The following is a 23,330-nucleotide window of genomic DNA, read 5'->3' as shown; positions in this document are numbered from 1 at the left end:
TGGTAAAGCCGATTTAGGAATTCTAATGATCGACTATTCTGCTCTGAGAGCTGTGGCAATGGTGGTTCAGACGGGCAGTTTTGAGAAAGCCGCCCGTATATTGAACGTTACCCCGTCTGCAATCTCGCAGCGCGTCAAACATCTGGAAGAGCGGCTGGGCGCAGTCCTGATAGAGCGGGGTACGCCCTGCACGGCGACTGAAAAGGGAGACTGGCTGTGCCGCCATATTGAGCAGGTCGGCATGCTCGAACGCGAGCTTCTGGCGGAATTGCCCGGCCTGTCCGGTAGCGAAAGCACGGCTCAGCGCGTCACACTCCACATAGCGACCAATGCCGATAGTCTGGGCACGTGGTTTCTGAAAGCGATTTCGGATTTCAGCACCAGATCGGAATATCTCTTCAACATTGCTGTCGACGATCAGGATCACACCGCCGAATGGCTGCGACGTGGGCGCGTCGTCGCCGCTGTTACTTCGCTCTCCAAACCGGTTCAGGGCTGCCGTCTCACGCCGCTTGGCATTCTCCGCTATCGCGCCACAGCATCGCCGGATTTCATCGCCCGCTATTTTCCCCGCGGAATAACCCGCAGTGCGATCGCCAAGGCTCCCGCGCTGACATTCAACCAGAAAGACAGATTGCAGGATCGGTGGGTCCGTTCTGTTCTCGGAACTGACATGACTTGCCCGACACATTGGCTTCCCTCGACGCAGGCCTTCGTCGATGCAAGTCTGTCAAGCATGGGGTGGGGGATGAATCCGATGCAGTTGGTCGGTGAGCATCTGCAAGCCGGGCGGCTGGTTGAACTCCTTCCTGATACGGCTCTGGATATTCCCTTGTTCTGGCAGGTGAACCGCCTGGCAGCCGAGCGTCTTGCTGGGCTGACGCAGACCGTCCTCATGACGGCGCGTCAGGAACTCGCGCCTCTTCCGCAAAACTGACGGTCATCCGACCGGCAGGCCACCATAAGACAGGAAACCGGGGCAAGGCTTTTCCTTACCCGCCGTTCAATCACCATCTGTTTTCTTGAATGTGAACAGCAATTGAGCGATGCATCAAAAATGAAACTTCTGCTCCTCATCGCGGCGCTGATCGCCCTCGTCTTCCTCGGCTGCTATTTGCAGATGTTCTTTGCCGTGCCGTAACGCCCGAACATCGAAATCCGTTCTCTGGTTAGCCTGGCAAAGAGCCCTCATGTTCGCTCAGGCGATCACGAGAAAGGCAGGATCATTGATCCTGCCCCGTTTGTGCGACACCGGCCGCTTCTTCGCAAACCCTGACATGTTCTGCCAGCGCCTCGAGCTGCAAGAAAGCGCTTATGCTACAGATATCCCGCTTCTGAAACTTTGGAAGCTCCTGAAGCTCCTTCAATCTGGTGAGAAGTGCACCGCGGTTCATGGTTTTCCCTCCATCTTTCTGGCTATCCGCAAGATTGGTGTAATCAGGCTGCCCGCACCTTCGCTTTCGTCTTCAGGGGAAGTTCGATATCGACTTCAAGCGTCGACATCTGGTCGCCCCGATCCATTTTCACGCTGACCTTGTCACGATCGATCTGGATATGCTTGGCGATCACGGCGAGGATTTCCTCCCGCAGCACCGCGACGAGATCGGAATGTTCATGTGACGCCCTTTCATGGGCGAGCAGAACCTGCAACCGTTCGCGCGCTTGTGGCGCGGAAGCAGGTTTGCTGAAAAAACGAAACAGGCTCATGCCGCTCTCCTTCCGAAAAGTTTACCCAGAAGGCCGCGCTTTTCGGATGGAACAGTCATCGGCACTTCTTCACCGGCAAGGCGGCGGGCTGCGTCGAGATAAGCCAATGCGGGCGCACTGCGCTGATCGGCCAGCGTTACGGGGGAACCAATATTGGACGCCCGCAGAACATCCTGGCTTTCCGGAATGATGCCCAAAAGCGGAATGGACAGGATTTCCAGAACGTCATCAACCTTCAGCATGTCGCCGCGTTCAGCGCGTACCGGATCGTAACGGGTCAGGAGGAGATGTTTTTCGACGCGTTCGCCACGCTCGGCCTTGAGCGTCTTGGCGTCCAGCAGACCGATAATGCGATCGGAGTCGCGCACCGACGACACTTCGGGATTTGTGACGACCACGGCCATATCGGCATGGCGCATGGCGAGCGTGGCACCGCGTTCAATCCCGGCAGGACTGTCGCAAATGATCCAGTCGAATTCCTTCTTAAGGTCTTCCATAACGCGGTCGACACCATCGGTGGTCAGGTTATCCTTGTCGCGCGTTTGCGAGGCTGGCAGCAGGTAGAGCGTCTCAAGACGCTTGTCGCGGATCAAAGCCTGCGGAAGCTTTGCATCGCCCTGAATGACATTGACCAGATCGAACACGACGCGGCGTTCTGCTCCCATGACGAGATCGAGGTTACGCAGGCCTACATCGAAATCGATAACGACGGTCTTCTCGCCGCGTTGCGCCAGCGCGGCGCCGATTGCGGCGGTAGATGTCGTTTTGCCAACGCCACCTTTACCGGAAGTTACAACAATCACTTTTGCCATATTTGTCTCCTGTATCTCCCGCGCGCCTCCAGAACATCCGTTACCCGGGATATGAGATGCTCTGCTTTTCTTTTGTGACACTCAACGTGCCCGGAATCGGTTCGAACGTCTGCTCCCCAAGGCATTTCCGCCTGCCGGGAAACAGGCTAGCCCAGCGTTTCGGCCATCATATAGTCGCCGTCGAGCCAGAGCTGTACGGCTTGTCCGCGCAATCTGCTCTCCATGTCTTCGGCCGTCTTGTAGAGACCATCGATAGCGACGAGCTCAGCTTCCATCTTGCGACAAAAAATGCGCGCATCGGCGTTTCCGGCCGTTCCCGCCATTGCCCGGCCGCGCAGTGCGCCATAGACGTGGATCGAGCCGCCAGCCACCACTTCCGCACCGGATGCAACAGAACCGACAATCGTCACATCGCCGTCTGGAAAATAGATCGACTGGCCGGATCGAACCGGCTCGGTGACGACCATGGAAGGGACTGCCTTGACGAGTTGCACCGATGCGGGCGCGGCTGGCGTGCGTTCCTTCGGTTTCGATTCCGCGATTTCCGGATCGAAATCGGCGGCAGGCTGCCCGCCCCGCATCGCCGGCGGCATCCCGGGTCCCAGAAGCGAAGGCCGCGCATTTTCGAAACCCGTAATCCAGACGCCGCGGCTAACCAGATCCTCAAGCAACTGCACCAGTTGCGGGCGTTCAATCGTTACATTTTCCAGATCGAGGACGATCGGACGATTGAGAAAAAAACCGACTGAACGCGCTGCAAGATCATCCAGCTTGTCGAGCCAGCCGTCGAGCGGCAATTCAGGCGAGAGGACCAGCGCCAGAAAGGACCTCCCTTTCAAGCGGATTGGACGAGACTGTGTTAGCACTTGATTCATCTTGGTTAAAAAACGGTTTATCCGGTCTATATGCGCAATGGTTAACGGATGGTTAATTTCTGAAGCGTGAAGGTCTCCTGAATTGGAGAAACCATTCCATTCGACGATCAGAACACAACTACCCGCAAGGAATCCGCCGACAGGCACAGAACGCAACATCATGCCCGCCCGAACAGTCGGAGCCGCCTCAAGATCGAAAGCGACTCAACTTCCTCTTGATTGTAAACGGATAATTGGACCGATCATTGTCGTTTCTTCGACCGTCCACAGAAGTCGATACAGAAAAATATAAACTTAAATTCCAATCAAAATTGACGCTACGTAATGTATTATAATTTTATAATAAATTTTATTTAGATAACTGAGCAGAAATTGTGCAGAGAGAGAAATATAATATAATTAAATCGATATTTTTAAAAGTATATTTTATCCATTGCGGAAGGTGATCACAGGTCAAAGGACTGACATCGCATATCGACGCCGCCGATTCCGGAAATTCGGAAACAAAACGCAACGCAGAGCGCCTGCCTCCCATAGCGGCGCATAATAACCGAAGAAAGAGAAGCTTTCCTAAGGCCTTCGGTGTCCAATGAAGCTCACTTCAGTTGGAATAAATTCTTCCGAACGCATTGGAAGCTAAAGTTTTGGGAAGGTTCCGCTCAAAAGGAACCGCCTCGCGTTTGGGCGGGGGGCTTAGGGGCGCGAGGCGGGCGAGCTCTCAGGAGTGCACGCACAATGAAAATGGAACGTTAGCTGCGATTCTGGAACTAACAATACGTTCCAGCCTGAAAAATTACGTGACCGAAATACAGAAAAGCCCACAATGCTCGGGAGGAGGTGAGCGTTGCGGGCTTGATCAGTAAGCGCGATTGGGAGGAGGAATATCGCGCTCCGGCCCGGCTTTTGGGAGGAGGAGCAAGCCGGGATGGATTTTTAATAATCCCTTCGGCGCGCCCACTCAATTAACAAGCTTGCATTGCTGATATGCACTTTCCACACCCCAAATGAAAACCGCCCCGCGGCGATGAACGCGCTGAGGCGGCGTACCTTCCTCGAAAGCCCCCAAGCGAAGAAGATGACGGAACTTAATCACAGCTTCGATAAAAATAAATAGGCAATTTGCACCATTGTTAGAAAATCCGCAGACAATATCTCCCAGAGGTTGAGGCCCCTTTGTTTTCCTGAACATTTCTTCGCCTCACGACCGTCCAGGAGATTGAATCAAAGAACCGCGTATGTGTGCGGAAATGGTGGTTTTCTACTCGCCCCGAAAAGCCGCAGTCTTTTTCGGGACCGATTATGCGCAGGAAAAATAGGCAGCATGGGAACGCAGATAAATTGCCATTTGCAGCCCAAAAGACGAATTCTGGAACAAACTCCAAGAACTCGACGCGTATACGGACAAACCAGACTGCAACGTAGCTGTCCGTGCTTCTGTCGACGAAGTGCAGAACGGCGCTCCACTGGATAATCGTATACTATTTTCAGTATTTTCTGAAATTTATGTAGTTATATTAGGGGTTGCTTTCTTCATGAGCGGAGTTATTGTTCGTCTCACTTGGAGGAGGGAGTACCGCCCCTGCGCGCTAGATCGCTGCGGGGCGGTTTCTTTTTAGTCACACAAAAATGCATATCTGCATTGCAAGGTTGCCCCTTGCAAGCGAGACGCCGTATTCCTATCTTGCGGTTGTTCGGTTTTACTCCTCCTCCCAAAAACCGAACGCGAAGCGCGATACTCCTCCTCCCAATCGCGCTTTATAGATTCGCCCACTGCACACTCCTCCTCCCAGTGCAGTGGGCGTTCTCATATCTGGAAGTCCCCTTTTGAAATCGAGTTGGGTCAAGCGGTCTTTCCCTATTTCTGTTGTTTTAAGGGTCAGCCGTTAATCTCTGCGCATTACGCATGGGAGTGGGGTTTCATGTTCTTCGGTACGACCTTCAAAACGGCAAAAGCGCCGCTGTTATCCGCGCCTCTGTTCTGGCTGGCCTTTGCGCTCATCCTGCTGATTGTTCTTCTGTCATTCCAGCTCAATGCCCCTATCGGCCCCATGTACTGGGACAGCTACATCTACTTCGATGCAGCCCAGCGCATAAAGATGGGGCAGGTTCCCAATTTGGACTTCGCCACACCGGTCGGACCGCTTGGCTATTATCTTTTCGCGTGGGGACAATCCCTGTTTCCCAAAGCGCAGCCGTTGTTGCTTGTGCAATGGTCCATATTGATCGTGGCAGCCCCACTGATGTTCTGGCTGCTGGCCGAGCTTCGTTCCCAAAGCCGGACCACCGGATTTCTCCTCCTTGTTCCATTTCTGGTTTTCGCGACTTTTCCCGCCAACACGCAGAGCTTCTATCCGTATCCCGGACTGGACGGCTTCGGTATTTATAACCGTCACACGTCGCTTCTGCTTTACGTGCTCATGTGCGGGCTGATGTTTATGCGTGACAGCCCAAAGCTTGCGCTGTTTTGCGCGACGACGATGTTCGCCCTGCTCCTGATGAAAGTTACCGGCTTTCTCGCAGGCGGGCTGTTCGGGCTTGCAGCGCTTCTGGGCGGACGAATCTCGGTCCGTCATGTCCTTCTGGCGACAGTCGCTGCTTCGGCAGCTTTATCCGTTCTTGAATTGCACAACGGAATAGTCGGCGCTTATGTGCGCGATATAGCCACACTGTTGGCACTGAATGAAGAAGCCCTGCTTCCGCGGTTCCTGACCGTCATATCGTTGAAGCTGGATGTCATTCTACCCGCTTCAGTCCTGGTCGTGATGCTTTTCTGGAACGAGCAGCGCCGGACCGGTCCTCAGGCCTCCAGCGAACGCCCCCGCTTCTTCGACCGAAGCTCCGTCTGGCTCGCTGTCGGGTTGCTCGGCGGAGTCATCCTTGAAACCCAGAACACCGGCAGCCAGGAGTTTATTTTTCTTTGGCCTGTTCTGATCATGATCTTTCAGCGGGTGCAGCTTCGCAGTCCGAACTTCAAGCTCGCTTTCCTGATATTGGCCGCCTTCTGCGTCATTCCGACTTTCACCAAGGTTGCGCACAGGACCTTGCGCGCCGTCGCTGTGGCGCCCACTTATGTTCGGCCGTCATTGCCGGAATTGAAGGACATGGGGCAGGTGCTGACACGGCCCGATTTCCTGCAGCGCGCAGAACTTTTCCAGTCGCATTACCCGGAGAACAGTGCCGCTTTCGAAACACTGGCCAAACAGGGCCAGCTACCCAGCTGGCAGCTTTTTTCGGAAATTGACTTTCAGGTTTTCTGGCTCCTTTCTGCAAACCAGATGGTGAAGGATCTGAAATCCTTCGAAAACCGCATCAACACTCGCCTGCAAAGCATCATGACGCTTGATTTCGTCAACCCTTTCGCTTGGGTTTTGGACCGTGACGCTACACGGCATATCCAGATCGGCGCTGACCCTTTCCGCACGGTTCCCGCTCTGTCCGAAGAAGCGAAAGCCGCCGTGGAAGCAACTGACGGCGTATTGCGTCCGAAATGTCCGCCCACGACAAATCGCCTTGCCCTGCAGAAAATATACGCCGAGGCGCTAAAGGATCGAACCGTTATCGCCTTGAACCCTTGTTGGGATTTGCTGCTTCGCCATGGTCTTGTTCCGTAAGTGGAATCCACCTACTTGATTTGAGCCTTGACGAAATCGCGCACAATCCGGACGATACCGCGCGAAAGCACTTCATCCAGCGCCTTGATGAACGCATCCACATGCTGGCGTTCGCAGATCAGCGGTGGCTCAAGACGAATGACATTGCGATTATATTCGGTAAAGGCGACCAGAACCCTGTGATCGCGCAGCAGATGGCTGCCGATGAAGCCAGGGAGCGAGCCTTTCAGCTTTTCATCCAGCATCGCCAGAACTGGCCGCAGCACAGCCGGCATGGTTTGGGAAAAATCGTGGAACTCCAGCCCCACCATCATCCCCTTCCCGCGCACGTCTTTCACAAGCGCGGGATAGCGGCTCTGCACCTCTCGCAGCCTTTCCAGAAGGTAATCCCCTACCTCGGCTGCGTTATCGATCAGATGCTCGTCGTACAGAACATTCAAGGCTTCGATGGAAGTGACACAGGCTTCGCCGATCCCGCCAAAGGTTGCCATGGCATGAATCATCGCCGTCTTTGGCGTGCCATAAGCCTTCATATAGATGTCGCGACGGGCAATCATCGCGGCCATAGCCGTCTTTCCGCCGCCAAGCGATTTCGCCAGCGCGGTGACATCCGGTATGACGCCATAATGCTCGAAAGCGTAGAATTTCCCGGTTCGTCCCAACCCGCACTGCACTTCGTCGGCGATCCAGATGACACCATACTGGTCACACAGGCCACGCAGCTTCTGCCAGAACTCTGCATCAGCCTGAATGATGCCGCCGCCGCCCTGCACCGTTTCAAGCACGATCACCCCGATTTCAGGGTCCGCGCGAAACGCATTTTCAATGGCTTCTATATCGCCGAAAGGCACACGCACAGTGTTGTCGACCAGCTTGAATTCGCCGCGATAAAGCCCGCCATCCGTGATGGACAGAACGCCCTTCGTCTTCCCGTGGAATGAGTTTTCCGCATAGACGATCTTCGGCTTGCTCGGACCGGCAGCGCGCTCCGCGACCTTGATTGCGGCTTCCATCGCTTCCGAGCCGGAAGACCCCAGAAACACCATATCCAGATCGCCGGGCGAGCAGGCCGCAATGTCATATGCGAGAGCAGTTGCATATTGCGACATGAAGGCGATGGCGATCTCGTGGCGCATCTCTTCCTGGAATAGACGCCTCGCTTCGAGAATGCGCGGATGATTGTGGCCGAAAGCCAGCGATCCGAACCCGCCGAAGAAATCGAGAATCGGGCGCCCGTTCTGGTCGTAATAATACATGCCTTCCGCGCGTTCGATCTTCACCTTATGAAAGCCGAGCAGCTTCATGAAATGAAGCTGGCCCGGATTGAGGTGGGCAGTGAACAGCTCGGTCATCCGTGGCAAGTCGAGCGCCTTCGCTTCGCCTACAGTGAGCAGTTTCGGCTTTGGCGTTGCATTGGTTCTGGTCATTTCTGCCTCTGTGCCGTTTCGGAAGCCCGCACTTCCGAGGAATCTGCCCCGATTTTCTTACGATATTCGCCATAGGCTGCGATCAACATATCCTCGTCCCGATATTGCGGCACCCAACCAAGTTCGCGCTCGCCCTTTGAAACATCGAGAACACACATTTCATCGGCAATCAGATATTGCTCCGGGTCCATGAGGGGCATGTTCATCCAGTCGAGCAGGTCGAGCGTCCGTTTCACCGCCCAGGCCGGCGTCGGCAACAGAATGGATTTCGATCCGGCGTGACGGATGAGATCACCGAGCAGCTTGCGTACGGGAGGCGGATTGAGCGAACCGAGATTATAGACCTCATTAGGTATACCCGCCTTGAAAGCAGCCCATGCCGCCTCGGCACAGTCGAACACCGAAATAAACTGGTAGGGATTTTTGCCCGAACCGATCATCGGCACCGGCAGATTGTAATCAATCAGCTTGAACAGCTTTTGCAGAATGCCGAGGCGTCCGGGGCCAATGATAAGACGCGGACGAAACAGCGAAATATTCATTCCCCGTTCCCGCCATTCAACGGCAAGCTCCTCGGTCCTCAATTTGGAAAGCCCGTATTCGCCAAGCGGCTTGCACGGATGGTCTTCCTTCTGCGGCCAAGTATAGGTGTGCCCGTACACCATGTCGGTGGTGAAGTGGACCAGCTTGCTCGCACCGGCAAGATCCATTGCCTTGATGATGTTCTCCGTCCCGTAATAATTGACGGGAAAGAAAAAATCATGCCGCTTTGCACGGACTTGTATCGGCGAGAGCATCTTGGCCGACAGATTGTAAATCACGTCGTCAGCGCGAATGCCCAGCCTGCGGATAGCTTCCAGATCGGTTACATCGGTCGCGATGAAGGCTGCGTCGCCGTAGTGCGGCAGATCGCTTTTCACGATATCCGCAACAATGACCTCATGGCCATCGGCAAGGAGTTTTGGCGCGAGATAGCGTCCGACAAATCCATCGCCACCGAAAATTATGTGTCTCATTATGCCCCCCGTTCACCCTTGCGTCTGCCGGTTTACAGTCGTTTCCGCTTGCGGGGCCGACGATTTGGCGCTCTGCGCGATCAGCACCGTCCCGATGCAGATGAACGCTATGCCTGCGATCTTGTATGCGCCCAGTTCCTCCTTGAACAAAAGCCAGGCGAGCAAAGCGACCGCCACATAGGCAAGGCTGAGGAACGGATAGGCAAAGGAAAGGTCGACCTTGGACAGCACGTAAAGATGCGATGCCATTGAGATCACGAAGGTCAAAAGACCCGCAAACACCCAGGGGTTGAACACGATCTGGAATATGCGCTGGATCATTGTTTCGGCTGAAAAACTGATCGGCCCGAGCGTCAGCATGCCGTATTTCAGCATCAGTTGCGCGGCGGCGTTGGTCATGACTGTGAACAGGATGAAGGGAATATATTTCATCACGTTTCCTACTCTGCCTCGCCGAGCGTCAACGCCGTGCGGCGCCAGAAATTTGAATTGAAAGCCCTGTCGCGAAAAATTTCAAAATCCCGCCAGCGCGGAAAACTCGCAGCAAAAATATCAGCGCTCATCCGTTGGTCCTTATACGGGTTCATGCGGCCACCGGCTCCCACGGTCAGACGGTCCAGCCGGTCCAGCAAATCCAGCGTCTTTCGGCCACGATTTGGGAAATCCATGGTCAGCGTATATCCCGGCGTCGGAAACGACATGAGACCGGGGGACTTCACCGAGCCGAAACGTTTGAGCACCGTCAGGAATGAAACCTGCCCGGCGGCACGGCTTGCCTCCAGCATTGCGGGAATGACGGTTCTGGCAGCATCAAGCGGGATCACGCTTTGGTGCTGGTAAAGCCCTGCCGGGCCATAAAGCCGGTTCCAGTTCCCGATACTGTCGAGCGGATAAAAGAAATTTCGATATGGCATCCTATGTGCCGCCTTCAGCCGTCGCTTACGCCGAAAATAGGCCGCGTTAAACAATGACAGGCTTGTCCTGTTGAGTGCGGAGAACGGCAACTCAAAAGGCACGCCGAGGCGCGCAGATGCCGCGATATGCACGCCGCCGGGCACGTCGACATGATTGCCGACCAACAGCAGACCCCTGCCATCGGAAAGCTGATCGACCCAGGCAACTGCATATTCATTCTCGATATCTGCGGTCTCAGCCATATCGAAATATGCATCAAGACTGCCGAAAGGCAGAGCCCTTTCCTCAATATCAAGACCGCCTACGCGCATGAGCCGGATCGTTGCGCGCAGGATCAACCCGGTCAGCCCCATTCCGCTGATTGTTGCGCGAAACAGCCCAACATTTTCCGTCTCGGAGCACCGATACTGGCCGCCGTCCGAGCGAAGCAGGTCCAGCTCTTTGACGTGACACCCGAAGGTTCCCCGCAGATGGTGGTTTTTCCCGTGCACGTCATTGGCGATGGCGCCGCCGAGCGTGACAAACTGGGTGCCGGGCGTAACAGGCAGGAAATAGCCATGCGGCGCAACATGCGCGATGATCTCGCTCAGGAGCACGCCGCTTTCAGCCGTCAAGAATCCCGTATCTGGATCGAAGTGCAGTATGCTCCTTCGAGCCCGCATGGGGACGAGGAAGCCCGCATCGTTATGGCAGCTGTCGCCATAGGAACAACCATTTCCGAATGGCAACAGGCTGGCCCCTTCAGGCAAGGTCCGTGCGAAATCAGTTTCCAGCCGCTCAAGCGAAAGGGATCGGCGCTCTCGCCGGTCAACTCGCCCGAAACTGTCAAAGGACTGTTCCATCAGCGCATTCCAGCCACAAGAAGCAACACCGCGCCAAGCGCGATAACGACCTGGCTGCGCCAGTCCTTGGCCATGAAGAGGACCGGATCGTCGTCCATGTCACCGCGATGCGCCAATATCCATACGCGCACGTTCATATAGAGAACCATCGGGCCGAGCGGCCATATCAGCCAGGGATAGGTATAGAGCGTCTTGACCGAGTCGCTATTGATATAAAGGGCCAGAACCAGGGCTGCGGTAAACGCGGCGGCAACGCCGCACTGTCCCACAATATCACGATCTTCCGGACGGTAGCCTCGCCCGGCAATCCGGTCAATTTCCGTTGCCATCGCGCCGTCCAGCTCGACATAACGCTTCACCAATGCGAGCGAGAGGAAGAAAAACATGGCGAAGGCCATCAGCCAGAAAGACGGCGGAACATGGGAGGCAGCCGATCCTCCCAATAGACGCAAGCTGTAAAGCCCTGCGAGGCAAATCACGTCGCCCAGCAACATGCGTTTCAAGGCAAATGTATAGGCGGTGGTGAAAGCCAGATAGGTGACGATTGCCAGCGTGAAAGCAGGCGGCAGGAAGAAACAGATGAAGGCCGTCAAAAGCAGCAGCACAGCTACGGTGCCGAGACCAAATGGAATGGATACCTGCCCGCTTGCAAAAGGCCGCTGATTTTTCCGGGCATGTCTCCGGTCAACCGGAAGATCGATAATGTCGTTGATGATATAGATTGCGGACGCCGTCGCAGAAAAGGCGACGAATGCCAGACAAACCGCGGTGAACACATCGGGTTTTGCTATGTCGTGAGCCAGCGTGGCAGGAACAAAGACCAGCAGGTTCTTCAGCCATTGATGAACCCGCAGCATCCGGACATAGGTTCGGATAGTCGGTTTTCCAGCATTGAAAACCGGACAGCCCGTCCGCTTCTGGAATTGAGCCGCTGCGCGATCAGGTGCCACGACAATCGCCTGCCGCGCCGCATCGAAAACCGGCAAATCGTCGCGATCATTCCCCGCATAATCGAACCCCTGCCGCCCATAGCGCTCCACCAGCAGTTCGGCCCTGCTTTTTGCGGAAGATTCTTTTGCCAAGGACGTTGAGCAGACCTCACTGAAGATACCGAGTTCCGACGCGACCGCAGTCGCTACCGGTTCTGGAGCTGCCGTCACCAGCACCAAAGCTCTTCCCGATGCATGTTCCCCGCGCAAAAAATCCAGAAATTCTGTTCGATAAGGGAGTCGCGAAGCATCGAGCGTCACACGGTCAGCCACCTGTTGCCTGAGATGTGCCTTGCCGGAGAGCAGCCAAACCGGCAACATGAAGACGAACAGAATGTTCTTTTTCAGAAGAAGAAAAATGCCTTCCCACAGCAGATCGGTCGAAACCAGCGTTCCGTCCAGATCGACTGCCAGCGGCACATTCCTGCTGCCCTGCCCCCGCGTGTCCATTTTTAGCCCTTTACCGCCCGAGCCTCTCTTGTAACGGGACCGCGACAGAAGCCAAATGAAAAATGAACTTATGCGATGTAGATTGCGCTAAATTCGCGTTTGAAGCGTGGAGCACCGTGCGTCGGAAGGGATATCCAACGCTCCCTCGCTCGCAACCGCTTGTTGGTCCTTGTTTACCTTGCGGGGACGATCGGTTTCGGCCTGAACTCCGGCTTGATAGCCTTGAGCGCCATGCGGTCCACCAGCCGGGGCGCAATAAGCTTCAACCAACGCCCCAGCCGCATCTGCCGGGTCATCAGCACTTCCCGTTTGCGCGCTTGCACGCCGTCCAGCATCAGCCGCACAGCTTCTTCGACCGGCATCATGTCATCCTCGCGCACGCCGCTCGTTCCAAGAGCGGCCCCGCTCGCGCTGTAGCCCACCTTGCGAATGTCGGTCTTGACGACACCCGGATAGACGATTGTCACGGATATGCCGCTTGGTTCCAGTTCCGCGCGAAGCGCCTCGCAGAAGCCGGAAAGCGCGAACTTCGTTCCGCTATAGGCCGTGCGCCCCGGCACGCCGATCAACCCGGCAACGGATGAGACGGCTACAATCCGTCCCTTGCTAGCAGCGAGATGTGGAAGTGCGGCATGGATAGGCCATACGCTGCCCCAGTAGTTCAGCTCCATCAGATCATGCATCCAGCCCAGATCATCCGGCTTGATTTCGGCAAAATTGGCATGGGCCGACATGCCCGCATTCACGATCAGCGTATCGATGCGGCCATAGGTAGAAACCGCCTTGTCAATCAAAGCGATGCAGGCAGCGCGATCTTTTACATCGGTTGGCACCACGAGGGCAGAACTGCGCAGCTGCCGCAATTCCGTTGCCAAATTTTCCAGCTTGTCCACATTGCGTGCGGCGAGCACCAAAGCAGCATTTGCACGGTAGCGCCGGGCAATCTGCCGTGCCGTTTCGGCCCCGATACCATCCGATGCTCCCGTTATGACCGTCACATCCATTCCAGGCCCTCCCTGCCTATCGATCAGACGACAGGCAGGGTACAGGCAGGCCAATCCTTGCGTCCAGTGGTTTAAACCTTACGCGCCAGGATCGCGGCTATGGCGAGGCCACCGATCAGCGATATGTGCTCCAGTGCCACCGTCATATCCCGGAAAGCTTCTTCTCCTTCTTTCGTCCAGAATGGATGCGGGACCGGAATGGTCAGGATCGTAAAGACCGCAAGAGCGCCGCAAGCAAGCCAGGTTCCGCGATTGAAGATAATCATCAATGATCCGCCGATTTGCAAAAGCAGGGTCGCACTGTTGAACAGCCAGCCCGGATAGAGACCGAAGCTCTCCATTTCCGCGACATTGGCACCGAAATCAAAGAGCTTGGCCAGACCGCTGGACCATAAAACAAAGGTGAGAACGATCCGCGCTAGCAAAAGACTGACGCGGGAATCGAGAATGTTGGCAATGAAACGCGGCATCGATCAGCCCTTTCCGCCAGTAATCCGGTTGACCCTGAATGCCACGGCAATCGCAATTGCCGGTGCGAGCGCGAAAATCACCGAGAGCCCGAGCGAGGCATTGGCCGCGCCTTCCACGCCGCCAGGCACGGCAATGCCGGCGAAATTGGCAACCATGCCCGCACAGGCCGTCCCGAAGGCGATGGCGAAAAGCTGCACGGTCGTCATGCCGCCTGCGGCAAGGTCCTGCTCGGTCGACGGAGCGCTTTGATAAACACGGGTGACGAGGCTCGGCCAGGCAAGGCCGATCCCGAAACCGATCAGGATGAGCCCAAGGCAGACGGGCGCGAGCAATGACCAGTTGCCGTTACCGTGAACCGGAAGGAATATGGCGAGCAATACGAGGCCCGCGAGCGCAAGGATGGGGCCCGCCACGACAAGTTTGTCGCCGCCCTTCTCCTGCCATTTGGAACTGAGGAAGGATGCCACAGTCCAGCCAATGGCCATCAGTGCCGCCAGATATCCCGCCCATAGCGGAGACTGGTCATGCAGGTGCTGAAGCAGGTAGGGCACGTATATTTCGGGCTGCATGCTGAGCATCAAAAGCGCGATTGTAAGGTAAAGCGCACCCAGCGGCATCGACAGGCTGAACGAGCGGCGCGGCAGGAGGCGGGCCTTGGCGTCGCGGTCCACGACCGCAATGACGGCAATCATGAATATCGCAGCCCCCAGTCCAACGATCTTCCATAGCGTCTCCTGAGACAGGCTGCCTGCTGACACCGCAAGGACAGCGCCGGTCAAAAGGATGAGTTGAAGAACGGGAATGGAAACGCGCTCATTCTTGTCCCAGCTCGAGCGCGGCATTGTTGCGAATGCGACCACAGCGAAAAGGCCAGAAACGGGCAGCAACGACCAGAACGCGGCGCGCCATGCGCCATATTCGGCAAAGATGCCGCCAATCGCCGGACCGATCAGTGTCGCCACGCCAAACATCGCGGAAATGAGCCCAATGGCCCTGCCCCACAGACGCTCTGGCAGTACGACACGGGTCAGGCCATAGGCAAGCGCATAAAGGAAGCCGCCGCCAAGGCCCTGCACGCTCCGCCCCACCAGCATCACCGGCATATTGATCGCCAGAGATGAAATCAGCGTACCGGCCGCGAACAGCAGGGTCGCCACGACATAGGCGCCCCTTGGACCGGCGCTTTTCAGAAGCCGCGCAGTGAGTGCGGCGCCCAGAATGGATGTAACGACGAACAAGGTCGTGGCCCAAGCATAGAAATCCATGCCGCCAATATCCTGCACCACGCTCGGCATGACTGTGGTCGCGATGTACATATTGACCGCGTGGAGCGTGACCCCACCAGCCAAAGCCAGGGCATAGAGGCCATTTTTACCGCTTAGAAGCTCACCCCAGCCAGCGGGCTTATAGCCCGCGTCCCCCGCCGGAATTGTTTCTTCGATCGAACTTTGCACTGTCGGCCTCCGTGAACTGAATTGTTGCCGACGGGTTTATAGAACCTCAACCTTGGTTGAGGTCAATAGGCTATTTCGACTGAAAACATCAGGATTTAATCGGCCAAATCCAAAACAAAACCGCCACCGCGAACGAGCGCAATGGCGGTGGGGAAAACTCGGCTCGGACGCTGGAAAATCAAGTGAGATTGCCGGTCTTGACCATCAATCTTCTGGGGCCGGCGCCCTGTTGTCCGAGGATGTCGTCTGGATTTCGCAACGGGCATTCGGAAAGCGAGAGACAACCGCAGCCGATGCAGCTTGTTATCTGGTCACGAAGCTGCATCAGACTGTCGATACGTTCCTGAAGCATGCCTTTCCAAGCTTCCGAAAATCGTCTCCAGTCTTCCGCCGTCGGTACGTGGTCGTGCGGAAGGTCTTCCAGCGCCTCACGAATGATCGCGAGCGGGATGCCCGCGCGTTGCGCGATCTTGATAATGGCAATGCGACGCAGCACGGCGCGGTGATAACGTCGCTGGTTGCCCTCTGTGCGCCAGCCCTCGATAAGCCCCTTGGTTTCATAGAAATGAACCGTAGAGACCGCCACGCCAGCGCGCCGGGAAACGTCACCAACTGTCAGGCTTTTCTTGAGACCTGAATGTTCCATATCGTCAAACTCGATCATGCCGAATGTGTAGGCCTTTGAGCGCATCCCGAAAAGTGTGAAACGGTTTTTGGTTCAGATGCGCGGAAGAAAAGCGCTCCAGCCGCGCGCCATTGCAAGCGTCTCATAAATCCGCGTCATGTCTCAACGCGCGATAATTGCGACGCGCCCATAGCAACGGGCGCGAATGCAGCGGCAAATCGGTATTCGTTACCAGCCCGGCAAAAAGCGTGTGATCCGCCATTGGAACACTGCCCGCCAGTTCGCAATCTATCGCAGCTGACGCCCCGAAAAGATGCGGCCTGCCCGACGGCCATTCGCCCCACACCCCAATGAGAAATCTATGCCCATGCGGTATTTTGCCTGCAAAGCCATCGCCGATCATCTCCTGCCCTTCTGCGAGCATGGCGAGTGAGAAGCCGCCATCGGAAATGATCGCCGTTGCCAGTGCGCTGTCGCTTTTGACCGAAACCAGGACCATCGGCGGTTCGGCGGAAAGCGACAACACCGCTGTCACCGTGCGACCGTGGGCTTCGCCAGCATCGCGCGCTGTCACCACGGACACGGTAGCGGCCATACGCGACATCACATCCGCGAACTCCTGTTTCGGAACGGCGCCAATTGCGTCGCGATCTATATGCAGCACGTTTCTGTTCATCATCGAAGCAACCTTCGGCTTTGTCCCTGCTTGGAGCGGTTCCTGTTTTGACGGCATCGTCGGAACAGCTCCATCTATTTGTTTTTCAACATTTCCGAACGCAAAACCGTTTCACACTTTTGCTGGAAATGCTCTGGCGCCGGTCGGAATCGCCCCGCAGCGTTTCCGACCGGCCATGGCCTTACGTCGGGATGTCCGTTCGGCCATATCGGCTCCAAACAGCTATTCGGAATGCTGTTTCAGATAGGCGATCATGTTTTCGAGGTCTTTTTCCTTGGTCAGTCCGGCGAAAGCCATCCATGTGCCTTTCACCATGGCTTGCGGTTTCTTGAGAAAGCTCTTCAGCTCATCCTCGTTCCAGACCAGTCCTTCGGACGCCGCCTTGCGCATTGCATCCGAATAGGGATAGCCCGGATAGGAGGCGGCCTTGCGGCCCACCACGCCCTGCAATGACGGACCGCGTTTACTCTCATCGGCATCCGCCCTGTGGCAGACGGAGCATCGCTTGAAGAGTTTTTTCCCCGCGGCAGCATCCGCCCCTTCACCAGAGGCGGCTGTCGAAACAATGAGAGCAGTGGAAAAGGCAAGGGGAACAAGAAGGAGCGACAAGCGCATGGACGATACTCCAGATAATCGGCCATGTTTCTCTAGTTCCTCAACCTTGGTTGAGGTCAAGAGCAAATCTTGTCTGCTTCCTCACTTTTTTAGACGGCGCTCTTGGTATCGTTTGCGGCAGCGCTTAACACAGCCCGTATCGACGCGGTTGCGATATCGTCATCGATCCCGACGCCGAAAACTTTCCGCCCATCCTGCGTCCGACATTCGATATAGGCCGCAGCCTGCGCGTAGGTGCCTTTTTTCAACGAATGCTCGTGATAATCGACGATTTCCAGATCGGTATCGCAACCGGCCTGCAATGCCGAAACCGCACTTGAGATCAAACCGTTACCGCGCCCCGTTATGGCGATTTCCTTGCCGCGATGCCGGATTCGCCCGGCAAAGACACGCGGCTCCTCGCTCCGCGCCGGTCTGCTTTCCCTATAGTTCAGAAGCTCGAATTCGGCGTTTGCGTTCAAATGATACAGGTCGCTAAACAGCGTCCAGATCATTTCAGAGGTCGTTTCCTTGCCGGTATCGTCGGCAAATGCCTGTACGCGACGACTGAAATCGATTTGCAGCGGACGCGGCAGTTTCAGGCCCCGGTCCTGTTCCAGCACCCACGCCACGCCGCCCTTGCCCGACTGGCTGTTCACGCGAATGACGGCTTCATAGCTCTCGCCGATATCCTTCGGGTCAATGGGCAGGTAAGGCATTTCCCATATTCCGTCATTACGTGTTTCATGCGCGGCAAAGCCCTTGCGGATAGCGTCCTGATGCGAGCCGGAAAAAGCTGTATGAACCAGTTCGCCTGCATAGGGATGGCGCGGATGAACTGGCAAGTCATTGCAATGTTCCACCGTTCGCACGACGGAACGCATTTCTGGAAAATACAGTTTTGGGTCGATGCCCTGCGTATAGAAATTCAGCGCCAGCGTCACGAGATCGACATTGCCGGTGCGCTCGCCATTGCCGAACAGGCAGCCCTCGACACGATCAGCGCCTGCGAGCAGGGCCTGTTCCGTTGCAGCCACCGCTGTGCCCCGGTCGTTATGCGGATGGACGCTTATGATCACGCTGTCGCGGCGGGAAAGATTGCGGCAGAACCATTCGATCTGGTCCGCATAGACATTCGGCATTGCCACTTCAACGGTAGCAGGCAGATTCAGGATCGCCTTGTTTTCCGGCGTTGGCTGCCAGACATCCAGAACACGTTCACAGATTTCCAGCGCAAAGTCCGGCTCGGTAAAGCAGAAGGTTTCCGGTGAATATTCAAACGTCCAACGCGTCTCGGGTTGCTTCCGGCTTTCCTCTAGCATGGCCGTTACGCCACAGACGGCTAGGTCGATTATCTCGTTCTTTTCCATCTTGAATACAACGCGACGGAAGAGCGGCGCTGTCGCATTATAAAGATGGACAATGGCCTGACGCGCTCCGCGCAGGGATTCAAAAGTGCGTGCAATCAGGTCGGCTCGCGATTGGGTGAGCACCTGAATGGTCACATCGTCGGGTATCAGTTCCTCTTCGATCAGGCGGCGGACAAAATTGAATTCCGTCTGCGAAGCTGAAGGAAATGCAACCTCGATTTCCTTGAAACCGATTTCCAGGAGCATGCGATAAAAGCGCATTTTCTTGTCGCCATCCATCGGGTCGGCAAGCGCCTGATTGCCGTCGCGCAGGTCTGTCGATACCCAGCGTGGCGCCTGCGTCAAGCGCCGGTTCGGCCACTGGCGATCCGGCAGTTCGATTGGAGATATGAAAGGACGGTATTTGCTGTCCGGGTTCTGCAACATGACAATAGATTCCTTCGGCTGCGCTGAGCAGCGACTGCGACAATGGGAAAGGGATTGACGGCAGATTACGACCGCCGGGATGCCATCAGGCCCAACGGTCGCCGGTAAGTCGAAGGAGAAGAAGCAGGGACGCCAGTCGCGCATTGCTGACCGGAGTGTTCAACTCCGTCGAAACAACTGTGTTGTGGCAGGCGCAAGCGGACACGTTCAGGCTTTCTGGAAAACTGGCTTCTCCACCCGATAATAGACGTCCCGATATTGGCATTCTTGCGCATCAGGGTCATAATAGAGCGCAAAAGGGTCAACCCATGTCGCTGAACTACCCTGCACCGCTTGCGCTCGCCCTATCGGCCCTGGCGCAAGATGACACGTCTTTTGCCGGGCCGCCGCACCGGCATCAGGATGCGCAACTGATCTATGCGCGATCCGGCGTGGTATCCGTCACAACGGAGAGCGGCACCTGGGTCGTGCCGCCAAATCGTGCGGTGTGGGTACCGCCGATGGTGGAGCATGCAACGCGCAGCCATGGACCGGTCCAGTTTCGTACGATCTTTGTCCGTTCGGATGCGGCCCGCTCCCTTCCCCCGTCCTGCGGCGTGGTGGAAGTTTCGCCATTATTGCGGGAATTGATCCTGCGTCTGGTTGAATTGCAGGACCAGCCTGTTACATCCTTTGCACAGCGTATCAGCGAACTTTTGCTGGAAGAACTGACCTTTCTCCCCGCGGAACCGCTCAATCTTCCAATGCCTCTGGATCAACGGTTCCGCAACCTTTGTGAAGCCCTGCAAGCAGAGCCCGATACAGAGCTGTCCCTTGACGATGCCGCTGATCGAACCGGCATGAGCAGGCGCAGTTTCATGCGACACTTCGAGCGCGAGACCGGCATGACCTATGGCCGTTGGCGGCAACAGGCACGATTGCTCGCTGCCCTGCCCGCCTTGGCCGCGGGAATGCCCGTCGTCACCGTTGCGCTGGACTGCGGATATCAAAGCGCAAGCGCTTTCGCCGCAACGTTCAAACGCAGCCTCGGGCGAAGCCCGGCAAGTTATTTTTCCTGAAATATTCACAAAATTGTGTGATGGCAACCGAAGTGAAAGCGAACATTTTCAATCGCTTATATTCCGGGGCATTTCGACCGCGAACTTTCTGGCCTTGATTTAGCCCTCCTGATCGAAGGGAGAAATTGACAGTCCGGCTTCTTATCCTGTATCGGTCGTTTAGTTTTGAACATTGTTCAATATACTGAACAAACGAAAAGTTTCTCCCAGGCTTTTCTTCAGAACCGCCGATGCATCGGCTGTATCGGAAAATGACGGAGGCGCTTCCTTCCCAAGACAGAAGCTTTTCCGGGATAAGCCCAGCGTTGTGTGCCGGTGAGGAAGTGAGAGACCTCGGCGCTGGTGAAAGTGATAAGGGTGGAATGATGACAACAGAGATCAAGCCATTTTCGTTCGATACCGTCGGCTCGATGCTCGTCGAATGGAGCGCTGCCAAGCGCCTCGGCGAAATCCTCGGCGAGCGGTTTTCCGAACGCAAGATTCTGATCGTGACGGACAAGGGCCTGCACAAGGCCGGCGTCCTCAACCATGCGCTGGCCTCGCTTGAAAAGGCTGGTTTCGGTATCAGCGTGTTCGATGACGTGGTTGCCGATCCGCCGGAATCCGTATTGTTTGCCTGTGTTGAGCAAGCAAAGGCCGCCGGTTGCGATATCGTACTTGGTCTGGGCGGCGGCTCTTCCATGGATATCGCCAAGCTCGCGGCCGTGCTGCTCGTTTCCGAACAGGAGCTTTCCGAGCTTTACGGTATCGGCAAGGTGCAAGGCAGCCGTCTTCCACTGATCCAGATTCCGACGACCGCCGGAACTGGATCAGAAGTCACGAACATCACCATTCTGACAACCGGCGAAACCACAAAGATGGGCGTCGTTGCCCGCCAGCTTTACGCTGACTTCGTTATCCTCGATGCGGAGCTGACCTGCGGCCTGCCTGCACTTCATACGGCGGCGACCGGTATCGACGCCATGGTCCATGCAATCGAAGCCTATACGAGCCGGATCAAGAAGAACCCGCTCTCCGACGCATTCGCCCGCGAAGCGCTGAAGCTTCTTTCAGCCAATCTGGTTGCTGCCTGCGAAAACGGCAATGACCGTCATGCCCGCGAGGCCATGCTGCTCGGCGCCAACTATGCCGGTCAGGCCTTTTCCAACTCGCCTGTCGGCGCCGTTCACGCGCTGGCTTATCCGCTCGGCGGCCACTATCATGTGCCGCACGGCCTTTCCAACGCGCTAATGCTGGGGCCTGTCCTGCGTTACAATATGGCAGACGCGGCTACGCTTTACGCCGAGCTTGCCGATCTCCTGCTGGAGAAATCCGAAGGCACGACGGAAGAGCGCTCAGCGGCCTTCGTCACCTATATGGAAGAGCTGATGAACCGGTCCGGCGCGCCGCGCCGCCTGCGTGATGTCGGCGTGACCGAAGATAGCCTCGAAATGCTGGCGCGCGACGCGATGCTGCAGACACGGCTTCTGGGCAACAACCCGGTTGACGTAACCGAGGCCGATGCGCTCGCGCTTTACCGCGAAGCCTTCTGATCAATAACAACGACCTGACGGAACGTGCCGGAGAAGCGAGCTGATTGCCGCTTCTCCGCAGCCGTTCCTCATGTCTTCGGAGAATAAATTGAGCACTGAACGTATCGACGGTCAGGAGCAGCCATACTGGCCTGCCGGACCATTCAAAATTCGCCTGCCCTTCCTTCACTACAAATTCGAATGGCCGGATTATTTTCAGGGCCTGCTCATGTGCGCAGTGGACCTGTCCGCCATCCCGCTGATGACCGAACTGCTTGGCATGCCCTTCGAGGTCGCCCTTGCGGTGGTGGTTCTCAATGGGCTTTTCTATCTTGCGCACCATCTTCTGGGCGATCCTGTCGTTCCGGGCTGGATCACGCCTGCCATTCCGCTGCTGATGGCCTATTGCGCCACCTTCCCCGAAGGACCGGAACGCGTTCACGCGCTGGTCGCATTCCAGATGATGCTGGGCATATTCTCCATTTTCATCGGCGCGACGGGCATGGCGCATCGCGTGGTGCAGCTCATTCCAGCCGCTATCAAGGCGGGCATCATCGTCGGTGCGGGATTTGCCGCTGTCATATCGGTTTTCCAGCTTGGCGGGCGTTTCGATACGTTCCCCTTCACGATCACCATTGCCGTCGGCCTTGGCTTCTACGTCATCTTTTCCCGCCATTTTGCGCGTATCAAGAACAGCAATCCGATACTCGCCATCATTGGAAAGCTTGGCGTATTTCCGATCATTCTGCTTGCTGTCATTATCGCTCCCCTTTTTGGAGAAGCGCAGTGGCCGAAGCTGGAATGGTCGCTCACCAGCCCGGATTTCGCCACGCTGTGGCGTGAATACACGGTGTTCGGTCTCGGCTTGCCGCCGCTTTCGATGTTTCTCAGCGCTATCCCGACCATGCTCGCGGCCTATATCGTCGTATTCGGCGACGTATTGCAAAGCCGCGCCATCCTGAAGGAGGCCGACGAGGCGCGTCCGGACGAAAAAGTGGACTACAATCCCGATCGCGCGCACCTCATTTTTGGCGGGCGCAACGCGGCAATGAGTGTTCTGGGGCCGGATGTTTGCATGTGCGGACCGCTCTGGTCGGCCATGCATGTGGTCATCACCGAACGTTTTTCGCAAGGCAAGAAGGCCATGCATTCGATCTTCGGCGGCGCGGGCTCGTTCCGCTGGGGCACCAATACCGGCTTGTTCCTGATGCCGATCGTAACGCTCGTTCAGCCGATCCTCGGCGTGGCGCTTGCGCTAACCTTGCTTATTCAAGGTTATGTTTCGGTTCGCGTCGGCATTCTCGAAGCACGCTCGCAACGTGATCTCGGCATTGCTGGCGTCGTGGGTGCGGTTCTCGCTACACGCGGCGCAGCCTGGGCGTTTGCAACGGGTGTTGTCCTGTGCCTGCTGATCTATGGCCGCGACTTCTTCCGTGGCGAGACAGATAACACCTTTACCAAGGACAACTGACAAATTGCCCTCCCGGCAAGACCGGG

The 23,330-nt window shown here is 56.3% G+C and carries 20 protein-coding genes; 5 read left to right on the top strand and 15 right to left on the bottom strand.

Features of this window, described 5'->3' with window-relative positions; translation table 11 throughout:
- Positions 1–25: 25 nt before the first annotated feature.
- Complete coding sequence (locus F9K78_RS07145; RefSeq protein WP_121986262.1) at positions 26–937, top strand: LysR family transcriptional regulator ArgP; 912 nt, start codon at positions 26–28, stop codon at positions 935–937.
- Between the two features lie 500 nt (positions 938–1,437).
- Here the strand turns inward: F9K78_RS07145 and minE are convergent, their stop codons facing one another.
- The 3 genes from minE to minC all read right to left on the bottom strand — a co-directional run bounded on the left by minE (position 1,438) and on the right by minC (position 3,394).
- Entirely contained in the window at positions 1,438–1,707 is a 270-nt protein-coding gene (gene minE / locus F9K78_RS07140) for a cell division topological specificity factor MinE (protein ID WP_006468449.1), read from the bottom strand.
- A complete protein-coding gene (gene minD, locus F9K78_RS07135) occupies positions 1,704–2,519 on the bottom strand; it encodes a septum site-determining protein MinD (protein WP_010660936.1) in 816 nt (271 codons plus the stop codon). The genes minE and minD overlap by 4 nt, the downstream gene beginning before the upstream one ends.
- A gap of 146 nt (positions 2,520–2,665) precedes the next feature.
- Complete coding sequence (minC, locus tag F9K78_RS07130; RefSeq protein WP_121986261.1) at positions 2,666–3,394, bottom strand: septum site-determining protein MinC; 729 nt, start codon at positions 3,392–3,394, stop codon at positions 2,666–2,668.
- A gap of 1,919 nt (positions 3,395–5,313) precedes the next feature.
- On the opposite strand from minC, the gene F9K78_RS07120 reads away from it, so the two are divergent.
- The gene (locus tag F9K78_RS07120; protein ID WP_121986260.1) at positions 5,314–7,005 is read left to right on the top strand and encodes a hypothetical protein; all 1,692 of its coding nucleotides are present in this window, start codon (positions 5,314–5,316) and stop codon (positions 7,003–7,005) included.
- Positions 7,006–7,016: 11 nt separating this feature from the next.
- Here F9K78_RS07120 and F9K78_RS07115 read toward each other — a convergent pair whose 3' ends face one another.
- From F9K78_RS07115 to leuA, 12 genes are all read right to left on the bottom strand, one after another.
- The gene (locus F9K78_RS07115; protein ID WP_122066773.1) at positions 7,017–8,432 is read right to left on the bottom strand and encodes an aspartate aminotransferase family protein; all 1,416 of its coding nucleotides are present in this window, start codon (positions 8,430–8,432) and stop codon (positions 7,017–7,019) included.
- Positions 8,429–9,448 (bottom strand): NAD-dependent epimerase/dehydratase family protein, encoded by a 1,020-nt coding sequence (locus F9K78_RS07110; protein WP_122066774.1) that lies wholly within the window; start codon positions 9,446–9,448, stop codon positions 8,429–8,431. Before F9K78_RS07110 ends, F9K78_RS07115 begins: the two co-directional genes overlap by 4 nt.
- A 12-nt stretch (positions 9,449–9,460) precedes the next feature.
- Positions 9,461–9,880: an EamA family transporter gene (locus F9K78_RS07105; protein WP_122066775.1), complete on the bottom strand. Its 420-nt coding sequence runs from the start codon at positions 9,878–9,880 to the stop codon at positions 9,461–9,463.
- Between the two features lie 8 nt (positions 9,881–9,888).
- Positions 9,889–11,205 carry an FAD-binding oxidoreductase gene (locus F9K78_RS07100; RefSeq protein ID WP_122066776.1) on the bottom strand — a complete coding sequence of 439 codons (1,317 nt, stop codon included), beginning with the start codon at positions 11,203–11,205 and terminating at the stop codon, positions 9,889–9,891.
- On the bottom strand, positions 11,205–12,644 hold the full coding sequence (locus F9K78_RS07095; RefSeq protein WP_151682110.1) for a UbiA family prenyltransferase: 1,440 nt from the start codon (positions 12,642–12,644) through the stop codon (positions 11,205–11,207). Before F9K78_RS07095 ends, F9K78_RS07100 begins: the two co-directional genes overlap by 1 nt.
- A gap of 173 nt (positions 12,645–12,817) precedes the next feature.
- Positions 12,818–13,648 carry an SDR family oxidoreductase gene (locus tag F9K78_RS07090; RefSeq protein WP_122066778.1) on the bottom strand — a complete coding sequence of 277 codons (831 nt, stop codon included), beginning with the start codon at positions 13,646–13,648 and terminating at the stop codon, positions 12,818–12,820.
- A 71-nt stretch (positions 13,649–13,719) separates the two neighbouring features.
- Positions 13,720–14,118 carry a DoxX family protein gene (locus F9K78_RS07085; RefSeq protein ID WP_122066779.1) on the bottom strand — a complete coding sequence of 133 codons (399 nt, stop codon included), beginning with the start codon at positions 14,116–14,118 and terminating at the stop codon, positions 13,720–13,722.
- Positions 14,119–14,121: 3 nt separating this feature from the next.
- Entirely contained in the window at positions 14,122–15,573 is a 1,452-nt protein-coding gene (locus F9K78_RS07080) for an MFS transporter (protein WP_122066780.1), read from the bottom strand.
- 178 nt (positions 15,574–15,751) lie between these two features.
- Entirely contained in the window at positions 15,752–16,219 is a 468-nt protein-coding gene (soxR, locus tag F9K78_RS07075; protein WP_162929807.1) for a redox-sensitive transcriptional activator SoxR, read from the bottom strand.
- 121 nt (positions 16,220–16,340) lie between these two features.
- The gene (locus F9K78_RS07070; RefSeq protein ID WP_121986259.1) at positions 16,341–16,877 is read right to left on the bottom strand and encodes a flavin reductase family protein; all 537 of its coding nucleotides are present in this window, start codon (positions 16,875–16,877) and stop codon (positions 16,341–16,343) included.
- A gap of 219 nt (positions 16,878–17,096) precedes the next feature.
- A complete protein-coding gene (locus F9K78_RS07060; protein WP_121986257.1) occupies positions 17,097–17,489 on the bottom strand; it encodes a c-type cytochrome in 393 nt (130 codons plus the stop codon).
- A gap of 89 nt (positions 17,490–17,578) precedes the next feature.
- The gene (leuA, locus tag F9K78_RS07055; RefSeq protein ID WP_122066781.1) at positions 17,579–19,264 is read right to left on the bottom strand and encodes a 2-isopropylmalate synthase; all 1,686 of its coding nucleotides are present in this window, start codon (positions 19,262–19,264) and stop codon (positions 17,579–17,581) included.
- A 308-nt stretch (positions 19,265–19,572) separates the two neighbouring features.
- Here leuA and F9K78_RS07050 point away from each other — a divergent pair, with 308 nt between their 5' ends.
- From F9K78_RS07050 to F9K78_RS07040, 3 genes are all read left to right on the top strand, one after another.
- Positions 19,573–20,322 (top strand): AraC family transcriptional regulator, encoded by a 750-nt coding sequence (locus tag F9K78_RS07050; protein ID WP_121981048.1) that lies wholly within the window; start codon positions 19,573–19,575, stop codon positions 20,320–20,322.
- Positions 20,323–20,684: 362 nt separating this feature from the next.
- Positions 20,685–21,854, top strand: coding sequence for an iron-containing alcohol dehydrogenase (locus F9K78_RS07045; protein ID WP_121986255.1), 1,170 nt, complete (start codon positions 20,685–20,687; stop codon positions 21,852–21,854).
- Between the two features lie 88 nt (positions 21,855–21,942).
- Complete coding sequence (locus tag F9K78_RS07040) at positions 21,943–23,304, top strand: hypothetical protein (RefSeq protein ID WP_208851915.1); 1,362 nt, start codon at positions 21,943–21,945, stop codon at positions 23,302–23,304.
- Positions 23,305–23,330 lie beyond the last annotated feature (26 nt).

It is taken from the genome of Brucella pseudintermedia, from assembly GCF_008932435.1.
GTDB lineage: Bacteria > Pseudomonadota > Alphaproteobacteria > Rhizobiales > Rhizobiaceae > Brucella > Brucella pseudintermedia.
The sequence above is the reverse complement of the archived record's forward strand: the minus strand, read 5'-3'. Positions and strand labels throughout refer to the sequence as shown.

Excerpts from the sequence above, each read along its gene's own strand:
- minC (WP_121986261.1), bottom strand. The coding sequence starts at position 3,394 with ATGAATCAAGTGCTAACACAGTCTCGTCCAATCCGCTTGAAAGGGAGG.
- leuA (WP_122066781.1), bottom strand. The coding sequence starts at position 19,264 with ATGTTGCAGAACCCGGACAGCAAATACCGTCCTTTCATATCTCCAATC.
- F9K78_RS07120 (WP_121986260.1), top strand. The coding sequence starts at position 5,314 with ATGTTCTTCGGTACGACCTTCAAAACGGCAAAAGCGCCGCTGTTATCC.
- F9K78_RS07070 (WP_121986259.1), bottom strand. The coding sequence starts at position 16,877 with ATGATGAACAGAAACGTGCTGCATATAGATCGCGACGCAATTGGCGCC.
- F9K78_RS07060 (WP_121986257.1), bottom strand. The coding sequence starts at position 17,489 with ATGCGCTTGTCGCTCCTTCTTGTTCCCCTTGCCTTTTCCACTGCTCTC.
- F9K78_RS07045 (WP_121986255.1), top strand. The coding sequence starts at position 20,685 with ATGATGACAACAGAGATCAAGCCATTTTCGTTCGATACCGTCGGCTCG.
- F9K78_RS07145 (WP_121986262.1), top strand. The coding sequence starts at position 26 with ATGATCGACTATTCTGCTCTGAGAGCTGTGGCAATGGTGGTTCAGACG.
- soxR (WP_162929807.1), bottom strand. The coding sequence starts at position 16,219 with ATGGAACATTCAGGTCTCAAGAAAAGCCTGACAGTTGGTGACGTTTCC.
- F9K78_RS07110 (WP_122066774.1), bottom strand. The coding sequence starts at position 9,448 with ATGAGACACATAATTTTCGGTGGCGATGGATTTGTCGGACGCTATCTC.
- F9K78_RS07090 (WP_122066778.1), bottom strand. The coding sequence starts at position 13,648 with ATGGATGTGACGGTCATAACGGGAGCATCGGATGGTATCGGGGCCGAA.
- F9K78_RS07115 (WP_122066773.1), bottom strand. The coding sequence starts at position 8,432 with ATGACCAGAACCAATGCAACGCCAAAGCCGAAACTGCTCACTGTAGGC.
- minE (WP_006468449.1), bottom strand. The coding sequence starts at position 1,707 with ATGAGCCTGTTTCGTTTTTTCAGCAAACCTGCTTCCGCGCCACAAGCG.
- F9K78_RS07085 (WP_122066779.1), bottom strand. The coding sequence starts at position 14,118 with ATGCCGCGTTTCATTGCCAACATTCTCGATTCCCGCGTCAGTCTTTTG.
- F9K78_RS07095 (WP_151682110.1), bottom strand. The coding sequence starts at position 12,644 with ATGGACACGCGGGGGCAGGGCAGCAGGAATGTGCCGCTGGCAGTCGAT.
- F9K78_RS07100 (WP_122066776.1), bottom strand. The coding sequence starts at position 11,205 with ATGGAACAGTCCTTTGACAGTTTCGGGCGAGTTGACCGGCGAGAGCGC.
- F9K78_RS07050 (WP_121981048.1), top strand. The coding sequence starts at position 19,573 with ATGTCGCTGAACTACCCTGCACCGCTTGCGCTCGCCCTATCGGCCCTG.
- F9K78_RS07105 (WP_122066775.1), bottom strand. The coding sequence starts at position 9,880 with ATGAAATATATTCCCTTCATCCTGTTCACAGTCATGACCAACGCCGCC.
- minD (WP_010660936.1), bottom strand. The coding sequence starts at position 2,519 with ATGGCAAAAGTGATTGTTGTAACTTCCGGTAAAGGTGGCGTTGGCAAA.